Origin of the sequence: Sphingorhabdus sp. M41, from assembly GCF_001586275.1 — a bacterium.
Lineage (GTDB): Bacteria > Pseudomonadota > Alphaproteobacteria > Sphingomonadales > Sphingomonadaceae > Parasphingorhabdus.
On sequence record NZ_CP014545.1, the window covers coordinates 3300439 to 3322188 of the forward strand.

Genomic DNA, 21750 nt, shown 5'->3' on the forward strand with positions numbered 1-21750 from the left:
TCAGGCGACAGCCAGTTCGGTCTTCACCGCCTTGCCGGTCCACCAGAACAGGATCGTGGCCAGGGTCAGGCTCACGACCACACTCGTAATGACAGCATAGTTGAGCGACATGCTGCCATGGGCATCGGCCCAATTGTCGCTCATCAACCCGATCAACGCGGGTCCGATGCCATAGCCGAGCAGGTTGATCGACAGGCTGCTGATCGATGACGCCGTGCCGCGCTCGGTCGGCATGACAGCCGACTGAACCATGGAGATCGCGGCCCCCTGTGTGGAGACAAGCAAGACATAGCCGCAAATGTACAGCGCGAGAGTCATTTCCAGGCTGGTCGACAGCAGGCAGAAGGTCCAGAATGGCAAGGTCATCATGACGGCAAATGCGCAATAATAGGGTCGCCAGCTGGGGTTTTTCCTGGCCAGAAAATCGGCGAGATAGCCGCCCAAAATCATCCCGGGAACACCGCCGGCAAACATTACCGCACCAAGATAAACGCCAACTTCGCCCTTGGAGACGTCAAAATTGCGGATCAGCGTTGGCGCCAGCCATATGGCGAAGGCAAAGGACGGAATATTGGTGAAGCTATTGGCGAGCACCACGCGCACAAAAATATGGTTCGTCCACAGCGACCGCATCGTCACCATGAACGGCTGCTGTCTGGCTGCTCCGGCTTTTTGCATTTGCTGTTTGAAAAAACGGCCCCGCTCGGGTTCTCGAACGGTCAGATAGAGGATCACACCCAGCAATATTCCCGGCAGGCCCAAAATTACAAAGGTCCACCGCCAGCCGTAGGCCTCTGCCAGCAAGCCCCCGGCAGCATAGCCCAGGACCGGTCCCAGAACCGCACCCGCAGCATATATGCCCATTGCCCGCGACAATTCGTGCGGCGCAAAATAATCGGTTATGACCGACACGGACGGCGGTCCGCCGCCAGCCTCCCCGACCCCGACTCCGAGCCGCGCTAGCAGCAATGTCCAGAATCCGAGCGCCGCGCCGCAGAGCGCCGACATCAGGCTCCACAGGGACAATGATACGGCGACCATAGTCTTGCGGTTGGTGCGGTCTGCCAGGCGACCCGCCGGAATGCCGAGGATCAGATAGAAGACAGTAAAGGCAGTACCGGCGAGCAGGCCGATCTGCGTGTCATTCAGGACAAATTCGGCTTTGATATCCTCGATCAATATCGACATCACCAGACGGTCGGTGATGTTGAACATGAAGGTCAGCATCAGCATGATCAGCACATAATAGCGATAGACGCCGCCAGAGGCCGGGCCGGTATTGGATTTCATCTGCACCCTCTCCAAAGGATGCAGACGGCCTAGCGCGAAAAAGGGGACAGAGCCAGACAGGCGCCATCCCCTTAATTGATAGGATCAAAACTCATACAGACCCATGCCGTTCGTGCCGAGCTTGTCGAAGCACATTTCAAACGGCGCGCTGTCTCCCATTCATCCTTCGACAGGCTCAGGACGAACGGATCGTTACGGCTAGCCCGCGGTCAGGGCAATATGCCGACGCATATGATGGTCAACGCTGCCAAATTCGCCTTCGATGATCGACAGGCGCTTGAAATAGCTGCCCACGGCGAGTTCGTCGGTCATGCCCATGCCGCCATGGGTCTGGATCGCCGACTGGCCGATGAAGCGCGCTGCCTGGCCGATACGGACCTTGGCTGCAGAGACATTCTTCTTGCGCGTCGCGTCGTCCTCGTCGAGCTTGATCGTTGCCAGATAGCACATCGAAACCGACTGCTCATATTCCATCAGCATGTCCGCCATGCGGTGCTGCAATACCTGGAAGGAACCGATCGGCGTCCCGAATTGCTTGCGCTGGCGCGAATAGTCGAGCGTGGTTTCGTTGGTGACCTTCATCGCGCCCACCGCTTCGGCGCAGACCGCTGCGGTCGCTTCGTCGACAACCTTCTCGATCAGTGGCAGGCCATTGTCCGCGTCGCCGATCAGGGCATCGCCGGAGACTTTGACATTTTCGAAATAGACTTCCGAAGCGCGGCGACCGTCGACCGTCGCATAGTCGCGCGTGCTCACGCCCTGCGCATCCTTGGCGACGACGAATACCGAGACACCGTCCTTGTCAGTCTGCCCGCCCGAAGTGCGCGCAGTCACGACAAAATGCGTCGCCCACGGCGCGCCAATCACGACAGCCTTGTGACCGTTGATGACATAATCGCCGCCATCGGCCTTGGCCGTGGTTTCCAGATTGGCCAGGTCATAGCGACCGCGCGGTTCGGCATAGGCAAAGGCAAAGACCATCTCGCCGGAAATGATTCCGCCGATATATTCTTCGCGCTGGGCCGAGCTGCCGCCATGTTTCAGGGCACCGCCAGCGCAGACCACGCTCGGAATGAACGGCTCGACCGCGAGGCCCTTGCCGAATTCTTCCATGATGATCATCGCTTCGGTGGCGCCGCCAAAACCGCCATCTTCTTCCGAAAAGGGCGCGGCCAGCATACCGAGTTCGGCAAGCTGTGCCCACAATTCCGGCCGCCAGCCGGAATCGCTGGCGATCACGCCGCGGCGCGTATCAAAGTCATATTGTTCGCGGATCAGGCGCGAAATGCCGTCGCGCACCATATTCTGTTCGTCGGTAAAATCGAAATCCATATTGGTTCCCCTGTGTCGGTCCGCTTAAAGGCCGAGGATCATTTTTGTGATGATATTGCGCTGGATCTCGTTGGACCCGCCATAGATCGACGTCTTGCGCATGTTGAAATAGGTCGGTGCCGCGTGATGGGCATAGTCCGGACCAATCGGGAAGTCGTTCGACCCGTCATCCGGGAAGCTGCGGAAATCGGGCGTGCCATAATGGCCGACCGCTTCCAGCGTCAGTTCGGTGAGCCGCTGCTGGATTTCCGTGCCCTTGACCTTGAGCAAGGAGCTTTCCGGTCCCGGTCCCTTGCCCGCCTGTTCACCGGCCAGCGTCCGCAGCTCGGTAATTTCCAGGGCGGAGAGATCAATCTCCAGCTGGCTGATCTTGGTGGCAAAGCCCATGTCCTCGATCAGCGGTTTGCCGTCGAGCATTTCGCCAGCGGCAATTTCCTTGAGTTGTTCCACGCCGCGCTTCGACCGCGCCACACCAGCAATGCCCGAACGTTCGTGCGCGAGCAGGAACTTGGCATAGGTCCAGCCCTTATTCTCTTCGCCAATCAGATTGGTCGCCGGCACACGGACATCGGTCAGCCACACTTCATTGACTTCATGTCCGCCGTCAATCAGCTTGATCGGGCGCACTTCGATGCCGGGTGTTTTCATGTCGACGAGAATGAAGCTGATGCCCATTTGCGGCTTCGGCGCATCCGGGTCGGTCCGGCAAAGGAAGAAACCCCAGTCGGCATGCTGCGCCAGCGTGGTCCAGGTTTTCTGGCCGTTGAGGATATAATCGTCACCGTCGCGAACAGCGGTGGTTTTCAGCGAGGCCAGATCGGAACCGGCGCCGGGTTCCGAATAGCCCTGACACCACCACACGTCACCCGAACGGATACCGGGCAGATGTTCGGCCTTCTGCTCTTCATTGCCGAATGTATAGATCACCGGACCAACCATCGACACGCCAAAGGGCAGTGGCATGACGGTGTTTTTCCGTGCATTTTCCTCACCCCAGATATAGCGCTGCGTCGGCGTCCAGCCGGTGCCGCCATATTCAGTTGGCCAGGCCGGCGTGGACCAGCCCTTTTTGCCGAGAATCTTGTGCCAGGCGAGCAGATCCTCACGGCTCATTTCGTCCTGCACACCGCGAGTCCCGATATCTTGCGGATAATTATTTTCAATAAATTCACGCACTTCGGCGCGAAAGGCCTTTTCTTCTTCGCTGAATTCAAGATTCATGGGAGCGCTCCTTGGTAAGAATTTGGCCGGACTATAGGCTGAAAACCGCCGGAAACAAGCAATTAACCGTGCAATTAAGGTGACGCTACGGCAAGGGTGGATCGGCGCCATCCACGCTCCGGCATATTCTCTCCGGTTCGTGCGGAGAATGACGTTCCTTGCTCCGATAGTCGAATCTGATGATAAATGCCAACCGCTCGCACAGGGCGTTCGCCGATGTGCGCAGGCCCTGTTCGCCACAGACCGACTCTCGTGCGGAGCCGCTATCCGGCATGGGATCGACCCCATGTCCCAAAGGCCACTTGGCTTAAAACATTCGCTCCGCTATAAGTTGCAAATTGCCATTCAATAATCCGGGTGAAATTTCCATGATCAAGCTGAACGTCAACGGTCAGGCCCGGGAGGTCGACGCAGACCCGGCGACACCGATATTGTGGGTCGTGCGCGAGAATCTGAAAATGCCCGGTACCAAGTTCGGCTGCGGCATTGCCCAGTGCGGCGCCTGCACCGTGCACCTGGATGGCAAACCGGTCCGCAGCTGCTCGACACCGGTTTCCGCTGCCGAAGGAAAATCCGTCACAACGATCGAGGGCATCGCCAGCAAGGACGGCACCTTGCACAAGGTCCAGCAGGCCTGGATCGAAGCCCAGGTGCCGCAATGCGGCTATTGCCAGTCGGGCCAGATCATGTCGGCGACGGCATTGCTGCAGAAAAACCCGCAGCCGACCGACGCCCAGATCGATGCCGCGATGGCGGGTAACGTCTGCCGCTGCGGCATGTATGGCCGGATTCGCTCAGCGATCAAGGCGGCAGCGGGCATTGAACAACCCGCGAAAGAGGAGGCCTAGGTCATGGGCAAATGGTCAAGACGCGCCTTCATCGGAGCCGGCGTGGCAGCCGGTGGTGCTCTGGTTGTCGGCGTCGCCGTGCGCCAGGGCAATCCGATCGACCGGCTGGGCCCGCTGCTCACCGATGGCGAGGATCAGCAATTGCTCAATGCCTGGGTCAAGGTCGATGCCGACAATATCGTTACCGCCGTCATCCCCCATGTCGAAATGGGGCAGGGCGTCCATACGGCGCTGGCACAGATGCTGGCGGACGAAATGGATGCTGACTGGAACAAGGTGCAAATCCTCGAAGCACCAGCAGACATGCAATATGTATCCGATTCGATCGCCCGCGATTTTCTGGTCCCCGATCTCGAAGTCCCGGCGATATTTGAACCGACGGTCGCAGGCGGCATATTGGAGCTGGCGCAGGCAATGGGTCTGCAATTTACCGGCGGCAGCTATTCCGTCCGTGCCACCGGGCAGCGGGCGATGCGCACCGCCGGTGCCACAGCCCGCGAAATGCTGGTCGCGGCAGCGGCGAGCGAATGGCAGGTTCCTGCCAGTGAAATCAGTACGGCGGACAGCATGCTCGTCCATGCAAAGAGCGGCAAGGCCGAACCATTTGCGAAATTTGCCCGCGCCGCAGCCGAGCAAAGCCTGCCCGCCAGACCGACGCTCAAATCGCCGGACAATTACAGGGTCATGGGCCAGCCGAAGCAGCGCCACGATATTCCGGCCAAGGTCGATGGCAGTGCCGTTTTCGGCATTGATGCCGATGTGCCGGGGATGAAATATGCGGCGGTCAAGGCCCCTCCGGTCATTGGCGCAACGGTTGAATCGATGGATGCGAGCACCGCGAAGACCATGGCGGGCGTTCTGCAGATCCTCAACATGGGCGATTTTGTCGCCGTGGTTGCCGATGGCTATTGGCAAGCGCAACAGGCGCTGAACACTATCACCGCCCAATATAGCAAAACCGAAGGCGATGGCCTTGACCAGGACGCGATTTTCGCCCGCTATGCCAGCCATCTGGACGAAGCCGGGGAAGACGGGGGCGATATGCAAACTGAAGCGGGCGATGTCGCCAAAAGCTTCGCCGGTGCGACGACCAGGGTCGAAGCCGAATATAAAGTGCCTTTCCTCGCCCATGCGACGATGGAGCCGATGAACTGCACCGCCTGGGTACGCGATGGCAAATGTGATGTCTGGTCGGGTCATCAGGCTCCGATCCATGCACGCCAGGCAGCTGCCGATGCCGCTGGTCTGGCATTTGAGGATGTGACCTATCACAACGGCTATCTTGGTGGCGGCTTCGGACGCCGGTCGGAAAATGACGCTGTCATCATGGCGACGCGAATCGCCAGTGCAACCGGCTATCCGGTCAAGATGATCTGGTCGCGGGAAGAGGACACGGCACAGGATCACTACCGCCCGTCGGCGACCAGTCGCTTCCGCGGCGGGCTCGACAAGGATGGCAGGCTGGTCAGCTGGGACAATATCCATACCCATCTGTTCGATCCGAAAGATGCGCCAACCGTGCCTTATTACAATATTGCCAGTCACAAGATCCGCAAGGTCGACGTACCGATGCATCTGCGCTTCGGTCCCTGGCGTTCGGTTGACCACAGCCAGCATGGCTTCTTCATCGAATCCTTTGTCGATGAAATGGCCCATGCCGCAGGCAAGGATGGCTATGCCTTCCGCCGCGAACTGCTGGCGGGATCACCGCGCCATTTGAAAGTGCTCGACACCGCCGCGAAAATGTCCGGCTGGGGCAGCGCCTTGCCGGAAAAACATGGTCGGGGAATCGCCTTTGTCCCGTCCTTCGGGTCAATTGTGGCTCAGGTTGCCGAAGTCGACATGAGCGGGCCCAAGCCGAAGGTGACAAAAGTCTATGTTGCCGCCGATCCCGGCTTTGTCGTCAATCCCGACGGCTTTGCCGCGCAGATGGAAAGCGGCATTGTCTATGGCCTGACCGCAGCCCTCTATGGCGAGATCACGCTCAAGGATGGCACGGTCCAGCAAAGCAATTTCCACGACTATCCCATGCTCCGGATCAACGAGATGCCGGAGGTGGAAGTGGCGCTGATCAATGGCGATCACAAGCATCTCGGCGGCGGCGGCGAACCGGGCCTGCCACCCATTGCGCCTGCCGTCACCAACGCGATTTTCGCGGCCACCGGTACGCGGATTCGCGAACTGCCTTTGTCCAAACACAGCTTTGCCTGATCGGAGTCGAGACATGACCAAAGCGCGAACCCTTGCCTGCCTTTCCGTTTTTCTGCTCGCTGCCTGTGGCGCTGATCCGGCACCAGGACCGGTGGAGCAGATTATCGTTCGCGAACCCGGAGCGGCACCGGCCGTCACTGTCGCCACCGCAGATGCCAATGCCGACGCTCCGGCCAGCGCGCTGCTCGCGGAAGGCAAAGCCGCCTTTGCCAATTGCTCCGCCTGCCACAGTCTGGAACAGGGCGCAGCCAGTGGCGTCGGCCCCAATCTCTTCGATATCGTCGGCAAGGCAGCCGGAGAAGTCGCCGGATTTGCCTATTCGGATGCCTTGAAGGCGTCAGGCGTTACCTGGACCACTGCGGAACTCGATAGCTTCATCGCCAATCCAGCCGCAAAAATTCCCGGTACCACGATGGTTGCAGGGGCGATTGCTGATCCGGCCAAACGACAGGCCGTCATCGCCTATATCGAAAGCGCCAGCGGCAATTGAACGAGCGTTCCGGCATCATGCTGGCGCTGCTGGCCGCCGGGCAATCCCGCAGATTTGGTGAACAGGACAAGCTGTGCGCATTGCTCGGCGGCAGGATGCTCGGTCTGCATGCAGCGGAAACCGCTGCGGAAATGCCCTTCTCGCAAAAACTCGTGATCAGTTCGCCGGACCATCCCTGCTCTGCGCAGTGGACCGCTTTGGGTTTTCAGGTGATCGCCAATGAAGACGCCGCGAAAGGCCAGGCAACATCCGTGCGGCTCGCTGCAACCCATGCCATCGAAGCCGGAGCCAAGGCGCTGTGCATCATGCTGGCCGACATGCCTTTTGTGACCCCTGATCATATCGGGAAACTGATTGAGGGTTTCGCGCAAGCGGGCAGCACCCGCACCGTCGCCTCCGGCCGCAACGGCCAGACGATGCCGCCTGCAATATTCCCGTCCGGCTCGCTGGAAAGGCTGATCGGGCTGACAGGCGATTCCGGCGCTAGAAAGCTACTGGGTGATGCTCTTCTCACCACAGGCGGTGATCAACTTCTGATGGATATAGACACGCCGGAAGATCTGGCGGAAGCCAACCGAAACTTCCGGCAAATCAATTAGCTAAGTGCTGAAAAGCAGTCAGTCGCGGTCCAGCCTGCGCCCCAGTTTCACGAAAAACACGATCAGGAATGGTACCAGCAGGAAGGACAGAACCACCTTGGCCGAGCCCTGACCAAGCAGCAATTGCCCGATCGGACGCTCGCCGTAAAAAGCGATGGTGATGAAGATCAGCGTATCAACAACTTGCGACAAGGCGCTGGCAATGGCGGCGCGCAAGGCCAGCATCGCGCCCTTCATATTGGCGAGGCGGGAGAAGATATAGACGTTGAGAAATTGCGAGACGCCATAAGCGATGATCCCCGCGAACATCAGCCGGGCACCCTGGGACAATATGATCGGAAAGGCTTCTTTCGCCGGTTCATACATCCCCGGATCGGTCGGCAGCGCCAAGACTATCTGGATCAGGATGATGGCGGTGATCAGAGGGACGAAACCCAGCCGGACCAGTCTGTTGGCAACATCCCGGCCGTGCAGTTCGGCGACCGAGCTGGACAATACCACCAGCAGCAGGAACGGGAAAATCCCCGATTCCACCGCCAAGGGCCCGATCGCAACCTGCTTCGCGCCCAATATTCCGGCGATGCAGGTCATTCCTCCGTAGAGCACGGCAAACACGAATAGAGATCGCGGGATGAGAGTGGTTTTTGATGTATCGGTCATCGCGATGCCCTAGCGTGGTCGGCGACGAAAAAAAAGAAATAGTCACAGGGGTTATTTTTTCTATAGGGAAAAAGAAACGTACATCAGCAGATCGCGGCCCCTTGTGTCGCACGATCGGGGGATAATTTGCAGAGACTGGCAGTTTATTGTGGCGCCAATTCCGGGCAGGACCCGGCTTATGCCGCAGCGACGATATCGCTCGGCAAGGCCATGGCCGCGCGCGACGTGGACCTGGTCTATGGCGGCGGACGGCTCGGCCTGATGGGGATTATCGCCGACACGGTGCTCGCCGAAGGCGGCCGGGTCCATGGCGTTATCCCTGAAATGCTGAAAGATCTGGAAGTGGCGCATACCGGCGTTACCGAGCTGCACATCGTGCCGAACATGCACGAGCGCAAGGCCAAGATGACCGACCTGACCGATGCCTTTGTCGCCTTGCCCGGTGGCGTCGGCACGATGGACGAACTGTTCGAGGCCTGGAGCTGGAACGCGCTCGGCTATCATAACAAGCCCTTCGCCATTTTGAATATCGCCGGCTATTGGGATTCGCTGATCGCGTTTCTCGACACAATGTCGGAACAGGGTTTCGTGTCCGCAGAACGGCGCAAGCATCTGATTGTCTCCGACAATATCGACGACTGCCTCGACCGCCTCGCCGCTGCCTGCAACACCGAGACAGGCAGTTTTACCTGGTGAGCCCTATCCGCCCCGAAATATTGACTGGAAGAGTCCGATGATACCGATCCTGACAAGCATGGCCGGCATGGCGTTGATTCTGCTGATTGCCCTCGCCCTGTCGACCGGGCGGAAAAATATCCGGTTCCGCGTGGTTGGAGCCGCTTTCGCGCTGCAGGCCGGAATTGCTGTCATCGTGCTTTATATTCCTGCCGGAAAACGGATCATCGAGGCAATGGCTTTCGGCGTGTCCAACCTGCTCGGCTATGCCTCGGCCGGCACCAATTTCATCTTCGGCCCGCTCGCCGATCCGTCGATTGGCGGCAACAGTTTTGCGATTGCCGCGCTGCCGGTGATCATTTTCTTCTCGGCGCTGATTTCGATTCTCTATTATCTCGGCGTGATGCAGTTCATCATCAAATGGGTCGGCGGCGGCATCCAGAAAATCACCGGCATTTCCAAAGTCGAATCGCTTTGTGCCGCAGCCAATATCTTCGTCGGTCAGTCCGAATCGCCTTTGGTCATCCGCCCCTATCTTGCCAGACTGACCCAGTCGCAGCTGTTCACCGTGATGAGCGTCGGCATGGCCGGTGTCGCCGGCACGATTCTGGCCGCCTATGCCGCAATGGGCATCCGCATCGACTATCTGCTCGCCGCCGCCTTCATGTCGGCACCCGGCGGAATCCTGATGGCCAAGATCATCATGCCGGACAATCCCGAAGACCCGGCTCCGGAAGAGCTGATCGTTTCGGTGGAATATGAGGACGAGAAACCCGCCAATATCATCATGGCCGCCGGCATGGGCGCGCAGACCGGCGTCAAGCTGGCCGTCGCGGTCGGCGCAATGGTGCTGGCCTTTGTCGCGCTGGTGGCGCTGGCCAATGGTCTGCTCGGCGGAATCGGCGGCTGGTTCGGCATGCCCGAGCTCAGCTTCCAGCAAGTGATCGGCTATATTTTTGCCCCGATCATGTTTCTGCTCGGAGTGCCGTGGGAAGAAGCGCTGAATGCAGGCGGCCTGTTCGGCACCAAGGTCGTGCTCAACGAATTTGTCGCCTTCATCGAGCTGGGCAAGATGCAGGACGGCATTTCGCCGCTGACCAATGCCATCGTCATTTTTGCCCTGTGCGGCTTTGCCAATTTCAGCAGCATCGCCATCCAGCTGGCGGTCACCGGCGGCCTCGCACCCAATCAACGCCCGGTCATCGCCCGGCTCGGCGTCCGCGCCCTGGCCGCAGGATCGCTGGCCAATCTGATGAGCGCGGCGCTTGCCGGCATCTTGCTGTCGCTCGGCTGATTCATCCCGATTGACAAAAATATACGAGAGCGCATTTTAAGACCATGACCCAGAACCAAGACACATTGGCTGCCGTTTCGCTCGCCATGGCGGACCAGGACAGCGATGCCTTCGCCGAACGGATCGGCCGCAGCTTCGCCGATTGGGGCTTTGCCGTTGTCGCCGACCATGGCATCCCGGACGAACTGATCGAGCGCGCCGAAACCATGTCGCGCGCCTTTTTTGCTTTGCCGGAAGAGGTCAAGCGATCCTATCACATCGCTGGCGGCGGCGGCGCCCGCGGTTACACGCCGTTTGGTACCGAAAGCGCCAAGGATAGCAATATCAGCGATCTCAAGGAATTCTGGCATATCGGTCGCGATCTGCCCGCCGGTCACCCGTTCGAATCCTTTATGCCACCCAATGTCTGGCCGAACGAACTCGACGGTTTCCGCGAAACCTATCTCGAAATGTTCGCCGCATTCGACAAGGCCGGCGCACGGATTCTCGAGGCGATCGCGCGTTTCCTGGGACTGGCACCGGATTTCTTCGTCGACACGGTGCGCGACGGCAATTCGGTGATGCGGCTGATCCACTATCCGCCGGTGCCGGAAGATTCGCCAGCGGTCCGCGCCGGAGCGCATGAGGATATCAACACCATCACCCTGCTGATCGGCGCTGAAGAGGCGGGACTGGAACTGCTCGACAGGAATGGAAAGTGGCGACCGGTAACACCGAAGGCCGGAGAACTTGCAGTGAATATCGGCGACATGCTGCAGCGGCTGACCAACAACCGCCTGCCCTCGACCACCCACCGCGTGGTCAACCCGGCACCGGAGCGGCGTGGTTTCTCGCGTTACTCAATGCCCTTCTTCCTTCACTTCCGGCCCGACTATTCGATCGAGACGCTGCCGAGCTGCGTCGATGACACTCACCCGAATCTCTACCCGGAACCGATCACTGCCCATGACTATCTGATGCAGCGCCTGCGCGAAATCGGGCTGGCATGACCGCAAAGGTCGTTGGCATAAGCGGCGGCAGTTGCTCCGGGAAATCGACCCTGACCCAGCTGTTGTTCGACGCCCTCGGCCCTCAGCAATGCGTCATCCTGCCCCAGGATGACTATTTCTTCGGTCTTGGTGATGCACCGCTCGGCAAGGGCGGGCCCAATTTTGACCATCCCCATGCGGTGGATTTCGACAAGCTTAGCGAACAGCTTGCGCAGCTGAAAAGCGGGCAGGCAATCGACCGCCCCCTTTACGACTTCCCGACCCATATGCCGAAGACGGAGACCCTCCGCACCGAACCGCGCCCGGTCATTCTGGTCGATGGCATATTGATCCTGCAGCACCAGCCACTGCGCGACCTGCTCGATCTCAGCATTTTCGTCGAATGCGATTCCGACACCCGCTTTGCCCGACGACTCGAACGCGACGTCCGCGAACGCGGACGGACAGCACAATCGGTGCACGAACAATTTGCCAATCAGGTCGGACCGATGCACGATTTGCACGTCGAGCCATCAAAATCCCACGCCGATATCGTGGTAAATTCGCAACAGTCACAAAGCCACTATGAAACCCCACTTCGCATGATCCTGTCGAAAATATCACTGCAAAATCAGTGAACTACTCAAGCGAACCTGACTGAACTTCGACACCCTGACAGCAAAACAAGCCAGCCAAATGGGACGGTTGCAGATGTAAAATGCTGCATTGCGGCATTTCACGTTTCAATTGAGACAAAACTGTCATTATTGGCCCCTAGGGCTGCTCGTGCTTTGGTCTGGCGGTGGAATAATTTTGCCGGCGATTACCTTACAACCTTTCTTTTAATGCGGTTCATGAACGGGGAATTCATATCATGAAAATCAAATATCTTTTGGCTGCCAGTGTTGTCAGCCTGTCTACAGCAGGCCTCATGGCCACGCCGGCGGCGGCACAGTCGACCGGTACTGTCAATTTCGAGGAAGACGTGATCGTTGTCATGGGTTCCCGCACTAGTGATGTCGGCGGAGTTGAAATCCCCAACACGCCAAAGGCGAAGCAAGTTCTCGACGAAGAAATCATTCGTCGCCAGCGTCCTGGCCAGACAGTCAATGATATCATCAACCTCGTTCCAGGCGTAAGCTTCCAGAACAACGATCCATGGGGATCGTCCGGCGGCTCGTTCACGATCCGCGGTTTCAGTGATGACCGTATCTCGCAGACGCTTGATGGCCTGCCACTGAACGATTCGGGCAACTATGCGCTCTATACCAACCAGCAGGTTGACTCTGAAATCATCGAACAGGTTAACGTGAACCTTGGCGTTACCGACGTTGATAGCCCGACGGCTTCTGCTGTTGGCGGCACGATCAACCTTCGTACCCGTGAGCCCAGCGACGATTTCAAGCTCACCGGCACGCTTTCGACCGGAAGCACCTTTGCCAAAGGCGACAATGATAACCGCAGCCGGCTTTACATGCGCGGTTTTGGCATGATCGACACTGGCGACATTACCGGTTTCGGCACCAAGGCTTTTGTTTCGGCCAGCTACACTCGCTACAACAATCCATTCAACAACTATGGCATTGTCGAGAAGCAGCAATATAACGGTCGTATCTGGCAGGATATCGGCAGTGATGGAGACTTCATTGCCGTCGCCGGCCACTATAACGAAAACCGCAACAACTTCTTCGGTTCCTTCTCGCTGGCCAGTTTCCCGCAAACACGGGCAGACCGCTTCTATGACATCAACTATCCTTGCACGGTTGAACTGCCGGAAGCCGGTACCGCGCAAAGCGACAATAACTGCGGTGCGGAATTTGATCGTCGTTACAATCCTTCCAACACCGGCAACATCCGTGGCGCCTCGCGATTCACTTTGGCCGACGGCCTGATTCTCTCGGTCGATCCGAGCTACCAATATGTGAAGGCAAATGGCGGCGGTGACGAAGAGTTGCTTGAGCAGACCCGCAACGTAGGCGGTGTTCCGATGACCGGCTTCATTCGCGGACGCTATTATTTCGGCCGCGATCTCAATGGTGACGGCGATACGCTTGATGAAGTAACGGGCCACGATCCGAGCCAGACACGCACACGGCGTTTCGGTGTCATTTCTAACCTCTCCTACGAACTCAACCCGGACCACCGTTTCCGTCTCGCCTACACCTATGATGATGCCAACCATCGTCAAACGGGGCAGACCTCGGTTGCCCTTCTCAATGGTGAGATTGCAGACGTCTTCCCGGTCAACAATGGATTGATAACCGCAGACGGTTTCGAGCTTAACAAGCGCGACCGTCAATCTTACGCGACATTGCACCAGATTTCGGGCGAGTATCGCGGCAATTTCGGTGATCTTGCTGCAGTCATCGGTTTGCGGGCACCTTTCTTTTCGCGCGAACTGAATCAGAACTGCTACACGACTTCGGCTAGCGGTTTCCTTGACTGTGTCGGTGGCACCAGTGCTGCCTACGAAGCAGCAAACCCCTATGTCTACGATCCGGTAACCAACGATGCGAGCGGTTCAGCCCTGCCTACATCGCGGACCTATAAATATGACAAGATTCTGCCAAATATTGGTCTGACTTATGGTTTCGGCAGCGCTTCCGTCTTCGCAAACTATGCCAAGGGCCTTTCTGTACCGGCCACTGATCCACTCTACGATTCTCTATATTTCCCAGAGAATGCTCCGGGCGTTCAGCCGGTACCCGAAACAACCGACAGCCTCGATCTGGGGCTTCGTTATCGGACCGGTGACATTCAGGCACAGTTTGCTGGCTGGTTCACACGCTATAACAACCGGCTCGCTTCGGCCTACAACCCGCTTCTCGAAGAAACGATCTTCCGGAACCTTGGCCGCGTCGACAAATATGGTCTCGATGGTTCGATTGCATGGACCCCGACACCTGCAACGATGTTCTATATCTTCGGTTCGATCAACGAGTCGGAAATCAAGGATAATGTTCAGACCGGCAACTGTTCCGCTAACGATGTAACAAACAACGTACCCCAGTGTACCGTGGTTGGCGATCCTATCTTTGCCCTCACTGCTGGCAAAAATGAAAGCGGCTCCCCGCTCTGGACCGTTGGTGCTCGTGTTCAGCAACGCTTTGGTGACTTTGAACTTGGTGCTCAAGTCAAGCACACCGGCAAACGCTGGGTGAATGATACCAACGAAACTTCAGTGGATGGTTACACGCTGGTCGACCTCGACCTTCGCTGGACGATCACACAGAACCAGTTTGGTGATGATGTTGCCCTGCAGCTGAACGTAACCAACCTGTTCGACGAACTCTACGTCGGCGGTTTCGGCGGCGACCTGGACGGCAACTCGCCATTTGTCCAGATTGGTGCCCCACGCGCAGCGAGCATCTCGCTCATCTTTGGCTACTAAGCCAAAGGGGTGTATCGCTCGGCGCGAGAGGAAATCGCTCCGGGCGGATGAATATTAAAAAAACGGCGGTGCTGAAAAGTGCCGCCGTTTTTTTATGCTCTCGGTTCAGACCGAAATTGCCCCTCCCGCCGCGATGGCTTTCCCTTGGGAATTGTTTATCGGTTCGTGCTAGAGGCAAGTCGATTGATATTCATGGAAGCCAACATGCCCGACACTGAAACTTCCCCCATTCTCGTAACCGGCGCCGCCGGTTTCATCGGCCACGCTGTCTCCACCCGTCTGGTGGAGCGTGGTGAATCGGTAATTGGGATCGATAATCTCAATGATTATTATGATCCCGCGTTGAAGGCCGCTCGCCTTGCGAATCTCAAGGCGCTTCATGGCTTTCGCTTTGAAGAAATTGATATATCGGATGCTGATGCCGTAAAGACTTTGGTCCAGACCAGCGGCGTACAGCGGATCATCCATCTCGCGGCGCAGGCCGGCGTGCGCTACAGTATCGAAAATCCATTCGCCTATCAGAAATCAAATCTGCAGGGCCATCTGTCGCTGCTCGAAGCCAGCCGCCATGCCGACAATTTCCAGCATCTTGTCTATGCGTCCTCGAGCTCGGTCTATGGCGACAAGCCGATGGGCGGAGAAGGCTTTACCGAAGAGGAGCCCGCCACCGATCCGGTATCGCTCTATGCCGCAACCAAGCGCGCTGGCGAATTGATGAGCCAGTCTTATGCGAAACTTTACGGCTTTCCGATGACCGGCCTGCGTTTCTTCACCGTTTACGGCCCCTGGGGTCGTCCGGACATGGCCTATTTCGGTTTCACCCGGAAGATCTTGGCTGGTGAGGCGATCGAGGTTTACGGCCAGGGCAGAATGGCACGCGACTTCACCTATATCGATGATATTGTCGACGGCATATTGGGCGCGCTCGATCATCCACCGGGCCCCCATGAACACCGCATCCTCAACATTGGCGACAGCCGCCCGGTTGGCCTGATGGACATGATCAAGGCGCTGGAGGATGCTCTGGGCATCGAGGCGGAAAAAATCATGCGGCCGATGCAGCCCGGTGACGTGACATCCACCTATGCCGATGTATCAAAGCTGCACGGGCTCACCGGCTATGTGCCCAAAGTGATGCTGGAAGACGGGCTCAAGCGCTTCGTCCAATGGTACCGGGATTTTTACGGCAATTTGCCGCCCGAATGATCTAGCGCGATTCTGCGCGCAGCATCACTTGCTTGGCGACCATTTTCAGCTGCTCGTTGACCGATGGATCGGTGCAAACGCCTTCGCTGAACATGCCGCCCGATGCGTTGATCCCGACTCCCAGCGGTGTCGGCCAGCCGCGCAGGGCGTGAACGATCGAACGCAGCGCCGCGAGCGTGCTGCCGACTGCCTGCCACCCATAAGCGGTGACGATCAGGCCGATTGGCAGTCCGTCAAGATAGACACGATCATCGGTCGAGGTTTCCTCGATATAATCGATCGCATTTTTGACCAGACCGGACACGGTACCGTGATAGCCGGGACTCGATATCAGAAAGCCATCGGCGCGGCGGACAAGAGCGACCAAGTCCTTGCCGGTCTGGTTGAGACCGGCCGGGTCCGACCGATAATGGGGCAGCGCCATCAGGCGGTCAGATCCGAACAATTCGGTTTCTGCGCCAGCAGCCTCGGCGGCTTCCAAAGCAATCGCCAGCGCCATTTCGGTTGAGGATACGGGACTGGTTGTTCCACCAATGCCGAGGATGAAAGGTTTTTTTGTCTGTTTCACCGGGACGCCATAACGATGGTTGGTGGGCAAATGCAACGCCCTTGTTTAACGAATCTGTTTCTTAATTGACCGATTAAATTTGGCCCATTAAGACCGGCAACAAATAGCGGGCTTCGAGCGCGCTTGTCTCTCCTCGGATCAAAGGATTATCCCATGCGCAAATTTACCGAAGAACAGCATATGTTTCGCGATGCCTATCGCCGTTTTCTGGCCGACGAGGTCGCACCGCGGATGGACGAATTCCGCGAAGCCGGCATTGTCGACCGGGAAATATTCAAGAAAGCCGGCGACCAGGGCTTTCTGATGATCTGGCCGGACGAAAAATATGGTGGCATGGGCGACAATGATTTCCGCTACGAGCAGATCATTATCGAGGAAACCGCGCGCGCCGGCTGCGGCGAATGGTATAACACCCTGCACAGCCGTCTCGTCGGGCCCTATCTCAAAAATATCGGCAACGAGGAACAGCGCGAGCGCTTCCTGCCGAAATGCGTCAGCGGTGAGACGATACTCGCCGTCGCAATGACCGAATCCGGCGCTGGCAGCGATCTTTCGGGCATGAAAAGCTCGGCAAAGGACATGGGTGATCATTGGCTGCTCAACGGATCGAAAACCTATATCTCCAACGGCATCAACGCCGACGTGGTGATTGTCGCTGCCAAGATCGACGGCGTCGACGACAAGCATGCCATGGTGTTGCTGATCGTCGAACGCGGCATGGAAGGTTTCGAGCGCGGCCAGAATCTGGAGAAGATCGGCCTGCATGCGCAGGATACGGCCGAGCTGTTCTTCAATGACGTCAAGATACCAAAGGAAAATACGCTGGGCACGCCGGGCAAGGGTTTCGTCCATCTGATGGAAGGGCTGGCCGAGGAACGGCTGATCGCGATGGTCGGCTATGCCGCATCCTCTCGCCGGGCTTTTGATGTCACGCGGGAATTTGTCATGGATCGGGATGTTTTCGGCAAGAAATTGTCAGATATGCAGAATACCCAGTTCAAAATGGCCGAAATGGACGCAAAAATTGACATGTTGCAGGTCTATGTCGACCATTGTGTCGATATCCACAACCAGGGTGGACTGACCGCCAATATGGCAGCCAAGGGCAAGATGCTGGGCAGCGAAATCGAGTGGGAAATGGCCGATCTCGGACTGCAACTGCACGGCGGCGCCGGCTATATGAAAGAATATGAGATCAGCCGGATCTTCACCGACGCCCGGATGAGCCGCATCTACGCCGGGTCGAGCGAGATCATGCGCTACATCGTCGGGCGCGACGTTTTCAGCCAGAAATATCAATCGATCCTCGAATAGTTTATAGTGGAAATAAGCCAATCAGGGGCCGAGTCGCCTCCCGATTGGGTTGACGTTTACGTAAACTGCTTGACTGTGCTGCACTGCACCATTAGCATTGCGCAACATCCTTCCAATTCTTCCAGCGAGAGGAACCCCTAATGACCGAAGCCTTTATCTATGACGCAGTGCGATCGCCGCGCGGCAAGGGCCGCAACGATGGTGCCCTGCATGAAATCACCGCTCTCGATCTGTCGGCACAGGTGCTGGCATCGATCAACGACCGCAACGAACTCGAGGGCCACGAAGTCGAGGATATCGCCTTTGGCTGCGTCTCTCCCGTCGGCGAGCAGGGCGCGGTCATCAGCCGCATGGCGGCGCTGAAAGCCGGCTATGCAGACACGACATCGGCGATCCAGGTCAACCGCTTCTGCGGGTCCGGTCTGGAAGCGGTGAACATCGCTGCGGGCAAGGTCTGCTCCGGCGAAACCGATCTGGCGATTGGCGGCGGCATCGAATCCATGTCGCGCATCCCGATGGGCAGCGACGGCCTCGGCGGCATGGCCGACCCGACCCTCGTCTTTCAGGAATATTTCGTGCCGCAGGGCATTTCCGCCGATCTGATCGCGACCAAATATGGCTACAGCCGCGACGACGTCGACGCCTATGCCGTCGAAAGCCAGAAGCGCGCCGCCAGAGCCTGGGACGAGAAACGCTTCGCCAATTCCATCCTGCCAATCCGCGACGTGATCGGTGAAGTCGTGCTAGATCGTGACGAACTGATGCGCCCCGAAACCGACATGCAGTCGCTCGGCGCGCTCGGCCCCGCGTTCAAGATGATGGGCGAACAGATGCCCGGCTTCAACGATGTCGCGATCCTCAAGCATCCCGAGATCGAAAAGATCAACCATGTCCACCATGCCGGTAACAGTTCCGGCATCGTCGATGGTTCGGCGGCGGTACTCGTCGGCAACGCAGGCGCTGCCGAAAAATTCGGCCTGAAACCGCGAGCGCGGATCGTGTCGATGGCGGCCATCGGTTCCGAACCAACGATCATGCTGACCGGCCCGGAATTTGCCGCAAAGAAGGCACTGGAACGTGCTGGAATGACAGCAAATGACATTGATCTGTGGGAATTGAACGAAGCTTTTGCAGCCGTGGTATTGCGCTTCATGGATGCAATGAATGTCGACCACAGTGTAATGAACGTCAATGGCGGTGCGATCGCCATGGGCCATCCGCTCGGCGCGACCGGCGCGATGATCCTCGGCACGGTGCTTGACGAGCTCGAACGTACGGGCAAGTCGACCGCCTTGGCCACTCTGTGCATCGGCGGCGGCATGGGTATCGCGACGATTATCGAACGGGTGAACTAAACGCGTTGCTCCGCACCTGATGCGGAGCTCCGGAGGGCGGGCAAGCGCCCTCTCCGCCAAGGCTCCGCATCAAGTGCGGGGCACAGGATGAGATAGCAAGGAATAGAATATGACCTACGAAACATTCACAGTTGATATCGACAGCGACGGCATCGCCCTCGTTACCATCGACGTGCCCGGCGTATCGATGAACGTATGGAACGAAGCACTGATTGCCGACTTCAAGGCCTTTGTACCCGAACTGAACAGCAATGACGCCATCAAGGGCGCAGTCATCACATCGGGCAAGAAATCCGGTTTTCTGGCCGGCGCCGATCTCAATATGCTGGGCGGCTCGAAAGCCGAAAGCATGGCCGAAGCCTTTGAAAGCGCTTGGGAACTGAACGGCATGCTGCGCCTGATGGAAACCGGCGGTCATACGGCAAAGGAACTGCTCAAGGGCACTGCCCACGCCAAGCCGGTCGCCTGCGCGCTGAACGGCCTCGCTCTCGGCGGCGGTCTCGAGCTGGCACTGGCTTGCCATTATCGCGTTTGCGCCGACAATCCGAAGATCCAACTCGGCTTGCCGGAAGTACAGGTCGGTTTGCTGCCAGGCGGCGGCGGCACACAGCGCCTGCCACGTCTTGCAGGACTTCAGGCAGCGGGCATGGCGATCATGACCGGCCAGCCGATGAATCCGCAGGCAGCGCTTGCGCAGAAAATAGTCGACGAAGTCGTTTCTGCCGATGAAGTCGTTGCCAAGGCGAAAGCATGGGTCAAGGCCAATCCCAAGGCTTCTGCGCCATGGGACAAGAAGGGCTATAAATTCCCTGGTGGCGCCGGATCCATGGATCCCCGCGCCGTTCCGCTCTATCTCGGTTCTTCAGCTATCGCGCTGAAACAGAGCAAGGGCAATTTCGAAGCGGTCAAGGCGATCCTGTCCTGCCTCTATGAAGGCTCGATGTTGCCGATCGACACTGCGCTCCGCGTCGAAAGCAAATATTTCACCAAGCTGCTCTCCGGCCCGCAATCGAAGAATATGATCCGCACCCTGTTCATCAACAAACAGGCAGCGGAAAAAGGGGCAGCGCGTCCGAAGGATGTTCCTGCATCCGACATCAAAACCGTCGGCGTACTCGGCGCCGGCCTGATGGGCTCCGGCATCACCCATGTCACGGCCAAGGGTGGCATGAATGTCATCGTCCTCGACCGCAATATGGAAGAGGCGCAAAAGGCCATCGATTACAGCCAGAAGATCGTCGACAAGGGCGTGAAGCGCGGCAAGATGACCCAGGAAAAAGCAGACGCCTTCATGGCCCGGATCACCCCGACCGACAATTATGACGATCTGAAAAATGTCGACCTGATCATCGAAGCGGTGTTCGAACGCCCCGATGTCAAAGCCGATGTGATCAAGAAGACCGAAGCGGTCATCGGCAAGGATGTTATCTTTGCTTCCAACACCTCGACCCTGCCGATTACCGGCCTCGCCAAGAATAGCGAACGGCCCGACCAGTTTATCGGCATGCACTTCTTCTCGCCGGTCGAGAAAATGCCGCTGCTGGAAATCATCCCTGGCGCCGAAACCGGCGACAAGGCCCTGGCTGTTGCCCTCGATTATAATGCGAAAATCCGCAAGGTACCGATTGTCGTCAAGGACGTCCGCGGCTTCTATACCAACCGCGTCTTCCCGCCTTATGCCAATGAAGCGATGCTTATGGTCGCAGAAGGCGTGAAACCGGCACTGATCGAAAATGCCGCCATCGCCATGGGCATGCCAATTGGTCCGCTCGCCGTGGTCGATGAGACGACGCTGCAACTGGGCTATGATATCATGACTTCGACCAAGGAAGAAATGGGCGACGCCTATGTGCCGAGCGGTACCGAGGGTCTGATGGACATCATGGTCAAGCAGATCGACCGCCGCGGTCGGCGCTTTGGCGGTGGTTTCTACGAATATGCCGACGATGGCTCCAAGAAATTGTGGCCCGGCCTTGCCGACCATTTCCCGCTGGCCGAAGAACAGCCTGACGTCGAAGAGGTCAAGCAACGCCTGATGTTCATCCAGCTGATCGCGACTGCGCAATGTTTCGACGAAGGCGTTGTATCCGATCCGCAATCCGCTGATCTCGGCGCGATCTTCGGCTGGGGCTTCGCGCCCTGGACCGGCGGTCCGATGAGCCATATCGACACGATGGGCGTCGATAATTTCGTTCGCATTGCCGACAATCTGGCGCAGAAATATGGCGAGCGGTTCAAACCGCCGATGAGCTTCCGTGAGAAAGCCGATGCTGGCGAAAGCTTCTACAAAGCAGCCTAGGCCGGACCAGAATTCTATAAGAAAGAGCT

At 57.9% G+C, this 21750-nt stretch carries 18 protein-coding genes; 13 read left to right on the top strand and 5 right to left on the bottom strand.

The window, feature by feature from the left end; genetic code table 11:
* The 3 genes from AZE99_RS15710 to AZE99_RS15720 all read right to left on the bottom strand — a co-directional run bounded on the left by AZE99_RS15710 (position 1) and on the right by AZE99_RS15720 (position 3843).
* Positions 1 to 1290, bottom strand: coding sequence for a spinster family MFS transporter (locus tag AZE99_RS15710; RefSeq protein ID WP_067203071.1), 1290 nt, complete (start codon positions 1288 to 1290; stop codon positions 1 to 3).
* A 198-nt stretch (positions 1291 to 1488) separates the two neighbouring features.
* Positions 1489 to 2622: an acyl-CoA dehydrogenase family protein gene (locus AZE99_RS15715; RefSeq protein ID WP_067203073.1), complete on the bottom strand. Its 1134-nt coding sequence runs from the start codon at positions 2620 to 2622 to the stop codon at positions 1489 to 1491.
* A 24-nt stretch (positions 2623 to 2646) separates the two neighbouring features.
* A complete protein-coding gene (locus AZE99_RS15720) occupies positions 2647 to 3843 on the bottom strand; it encodes an acyl-CoA dehydrogenase family protein (RefSeq protein WP_067203074.1) in 1197 nt (398 codons plus the stop codon).
* Between the two features lie 368 nt (positions 3844 to 4211).
* Between AZE99_RS15720 and AZE99_RS15725 the strand changes: the two genes are divergently transcribed.
* Genes AZE99_RS15725 through AZE99_RS15740 form a run of 4 tightly spaced genes read left to right on the top strand, consistent with a single transcriptional unit; the run spans position 4212 to position 7991 of the window.
* Complete coding sequence (locus AZE99_RS15725) at positions 4212 to 4691, top strand: (2Fe-2S)-binding protein (protein WP_067203076.1); 480 nt, start codon at positions 4212 to 4214, stop codon at positions 4689 to 4691.
* Positions 4692 to 4694: 3 nt separating this feature from the next.
* A complete protein-coding gene (locus tag AZE99_RS15730) occupies positions 4695 to 6902 on the top strand; it encodes a xanthine dehydrogenase family protein molybdopterin-binding subunit (RefSeq protein ID WP_067203077.1) in 2208 nt (735 codons plus the stop codon).
* Between the two features lie 13 nt (positions 6903 to 6915).
* Positions 6916 to 7392 carry a c-type cytochrome gene (locus tag AZE99_RS15735; protein WP_082788419.1) on the top strand — a complete coding sequence of 159 codons (477 nt, stop codon included), beginning with the start codon at positions 6916 to 6918 and terminating at the stop codon, positions 7390 to 7392.
* The gene (locus AZE99_RS15740) at positions 7389 to 7991 is read left to right on the top strand and encodes a nucleotidyltransferase family protein (protein ID WP_156472303.1); all 603 of its coding nucleotides are present in this window, start codon (positions 7389 to 7391) and stop codon (positions 7989 to 7991) included. Before AZE99_RS15735 ends, AZE99_RS15740 begins: the two co-directional genes overlap by 4 nt.
* Before the next feature lie 18 nt (positions 7992 to 8009).
* Here the strand turns inward: AZE99_RS15740 and AZE99_RS15745 are convergent, their stop codons facing one another.
* Positions 8010 to 8651 carry a queuosine precursor transporter gene (locus AZE99_RS15745; protein WP_067203080.1) on the bottom strand — a complete coding sequence of 214 codons (642 nt, stop codon included), beginning with the start codon at positions 8649 to 8651 and terminating at the stop codon, positions 8010 to 8012.
* A gap of 126 nt (positions 8652 to 8777) precedes the next feature.
* Here AZE99_RS15745 and AZE99_RS15750 point away from each other — a divergent pair, with 126 nt between their 5' ends.
* The 6 genes from AZE99_RS15750 to AZE99_RS15775 all read left to right on the top strand — a co-directional run bounded on the left by AZE99_RS15750 (position 8778) and on the right by AZE99_RS15775 (position 16185).
* Positions 8778 to 9347: a TIGR00730 family Rossman fold protein gene (locus AZE99_RS15750; RefSeq protein WP_067203082.1), complete on the top strand. Its 570-nt coding sequence runs from the start codon at positions 8778 to 8780 to the stop codon at positions 9345 to 9347.
* 37 nt (positions 9348 to 9384) lie between these two features.
* Positions 9385 to 10620, top strand: a complete 1236-nt coding sequence (locus AZE99_RS15755) for a NupC/NupG family nucleoside CNT transporter (protein WP_443027777.1) — start codon at positions 9385 to 9387, stop codon at positions 10618 to 10620.
* Between the two features lie 44 nt (positions 10621 to 10664).
* Complete coding sequence (locus tag AZE99_RS15760; RefSeq protein WP_067203083.1) at positions 10665 to 11609, top strand: isopenicillin N synthase family dioxygenase; 945 nt, start codon at positions 10665 to 10667, stop codon at positions 11607 to 11609.
* Positions 11606 to 12226 carry a uridine kinase gene (udk, locus tag AZE99_RS15765; protein WP_067203084.1) on the top strand — a complete coding sequence of 207 codons (621 nt, stop codon included), beginning with the start codon at positions 11606 to 11608 and terminating at the stop codon, positions 12224 to 12226. Before AZE99_RS15760 ends, udk begins: the two co-directional genes overlap by 4 nt.
* A gap of 236 nt (positions 12227 to 12462) precedes the next feature.
* On the top strand, positions 12463 to 14979 hold the full coding sequence (locus AZE99_RS15770; protein WP_082788420.1) for a TonB-dependent receptor: 2517 nt from the start codon (positions 12463 to 12465) through the stop codon (positions 14977 to 14979).
* Positions 14980 to 15183: 204 nt separating this feature from the next.
* Positions 15184 to 16185 carry an NAD-dependent epimerase/dehydratase family protein gene (locus AZE99_RS15775; RefSeq protein WP_067203796.1) on the top strand — a complete coding sequence of 334 codons (1002 nt, stop codon included), beginning with the start codon at positions 15184 to 15186 and terminating at the stop codon, positions 16183 to 16185.
* A gap of 1 nt (position 16186) precedes the next feature.
* On the opposite strand, the gene AZE99_RS15780 is transcribed toward AZE99_RS15775, so the two are convergent.
* Positions 16187 to 16753 carry an NADPH-dependent FMN reductase gene (locus tag AZE99_RS15780; protein WP_067203797.1) on the bottom strand — a complete coding sequence of 189 codons (567 nt, stop codon included), beginning with the start codon at positions 16751 to 16753 and terminating at the stop codon, positions 16187 to 16189.
* 153 nt (positions 16754 to 16906) lie between these two features.
* On the opposite strand from AZE99_RS15780, the gene AZE99_RS15785 reads away from it, so the two are divergent.
* From AZE99_RS15785 to AZE99_RS15795, 3 genes are all read left to right on the top strand, one after another.
* Entirely contained in the window at positions 16907 to 18067 is a 1161-nt protein-coding gene (locus AZE99_RS15785) for an acyl-CoA dehydrogenase family protein (protein WP_067203086.1), read from the top strand.
* A gap of 140 nt (positions 18068 to 18207) precedes the next feature.
* Positions 18208 to 19422: an acetyl-CoA C-acetyltransferase gene (locus tag AZE99_RS15790; RefSeq protein ID WP_067203087.1), complete on the top strand. Its 1215-nt coding sequence runs from the start codon at positions 18208 to 18210 to the stop codon at positions 19420 to 19422.
* Positions 19423 to 19531: 109 nt separating this feature from the next.
* On the top strand, positions 19532 to 21721 hold the full coding sequence (locus AZE99_RS15795; protein WP_067203089.1) for a 3-hydroxyacyl-CoA dehydrogenase NAD-binding domain-containing protein: 2190 nt from the start codon (positions 19532 to 19534) through the stop codon (positions 21719 to 21721).
* The last annotated feature ends 29 nt before the right edge of the window (positions 21722 to 21750 follow it).

What these genes read in the sequence shown, in the direction of transcription:
- udk (WP_067203084.1), top strand. Translation starts at nt 11,606, where the DNA reads ATGACCGCAAAGGTCGTTGGCATAAGCGGCGGCAGTTGCTCCGGGAAA.
- AZE99_RS15710 (WP_067203071.1), bottom strand. Translation starts at nt 1,290, where the DNA reads ATGAAATCCAATACCGGCCCGGCCTCTGGCGGCGTCTATCGCTATTAT.
- AZE99_RS15775 (WP_067203796.1), top strand. Translation starts at nt 15,184, where the DNA reads ATGCCCGACACTGAAACTTCCCCCATTCTCGTAACCGGCGCCGCCGGT.
- AZE99_RS15770 (WP_082788420.1), top strand. Translation starts at nt 12,463, where the DNA reads ATGAAAATCAAATATCTTTTGGCTGCCAGTGTTGTCAGCCTGTCTACA.
- AZE99_RS15755 (WP_443027777.1), top strand. Translation starts at nt 9,385, where the DNA reads ATGATACCGATCCTGACAAGCATGGCCGGCATGGCGTTGATTCTGCTG.
- AZE99_RS15785 (WP_067203086.1), top strand. Translation starts at nt 16,907, where the DNA reads ATGCGCAAATTTACCGAAGAACAGCATATGTTTCGCGATGCCTATCGC.
- AZE99_RS15720 (WP_067203074.1), bottom strand. Translation starts at nt 3,843, where the DNA reads ATGAATCTTGAATTCAGCGAAGAAGAAAAGGCCTTTCGCGCCGAAGTG.
- AZE99_RS15745 (WP_067203080.1), bottom strand. Translation starts at nt 8,651, where the DNA reads ATGACCGATACATCAAAAACCACTCTCATCCCGCGATCTCTATTCGTG.
- AZE99_RS15795 (WP_067203089.1), top strand. Translation starts at nt 19,532, where the DNA reads ATGACCTACGAAACATTCACAGTTGATATCGACAGCGACGGCATCGCC.
- AZE99_RS15790 (WP_067203087.1), top strand. Translation starts at nt 18,208, where the DNA reads ATGACCGAAGCCTTTATCTATGACGCAGTGCGATCGCCGCGCGGCAAG.
- AZE99_RS15730 (WP_067203077.1), top strand. Translation starts at nt 4,695, where the DNA reads ATGGGCAAATGGTCAAGACGCGCCTTCATCGGAGCCGGCGTGGCAGCC.
- AZE99_RS15735 (WP_082788419.1), top strand. Translation starts at nt 6,916, where the DNA reads ATGACCAAAGCGCGAACCCTTGCCTGCCTTTCCGTTTTTCTGCTCGCT.
- AZE99_RS15760 (WP_067203083.1), top strand. Translation starts at nt 10,665, where the DNA reads ATGACCCAGAACCAAGACACATTGGCTGCCGTTTCGCTCGCCATGGCG.
- AZE99_RS15715 (WP_067203073.1), bottom strand. Translation starts at nt 2,622, where the DNA reads ATGGATTTCGATTTTACCGACGAACAGAATATGGTGCGCGACGGCATT.
- AZE99_RS15725 (WP_067203076.1), top strand. Translation starts at nt 4,212, where the DNA reads ATGATCAAGCTGAACGTCAACGGTCAGGCCCGGGAGGTCGACGCAGAC.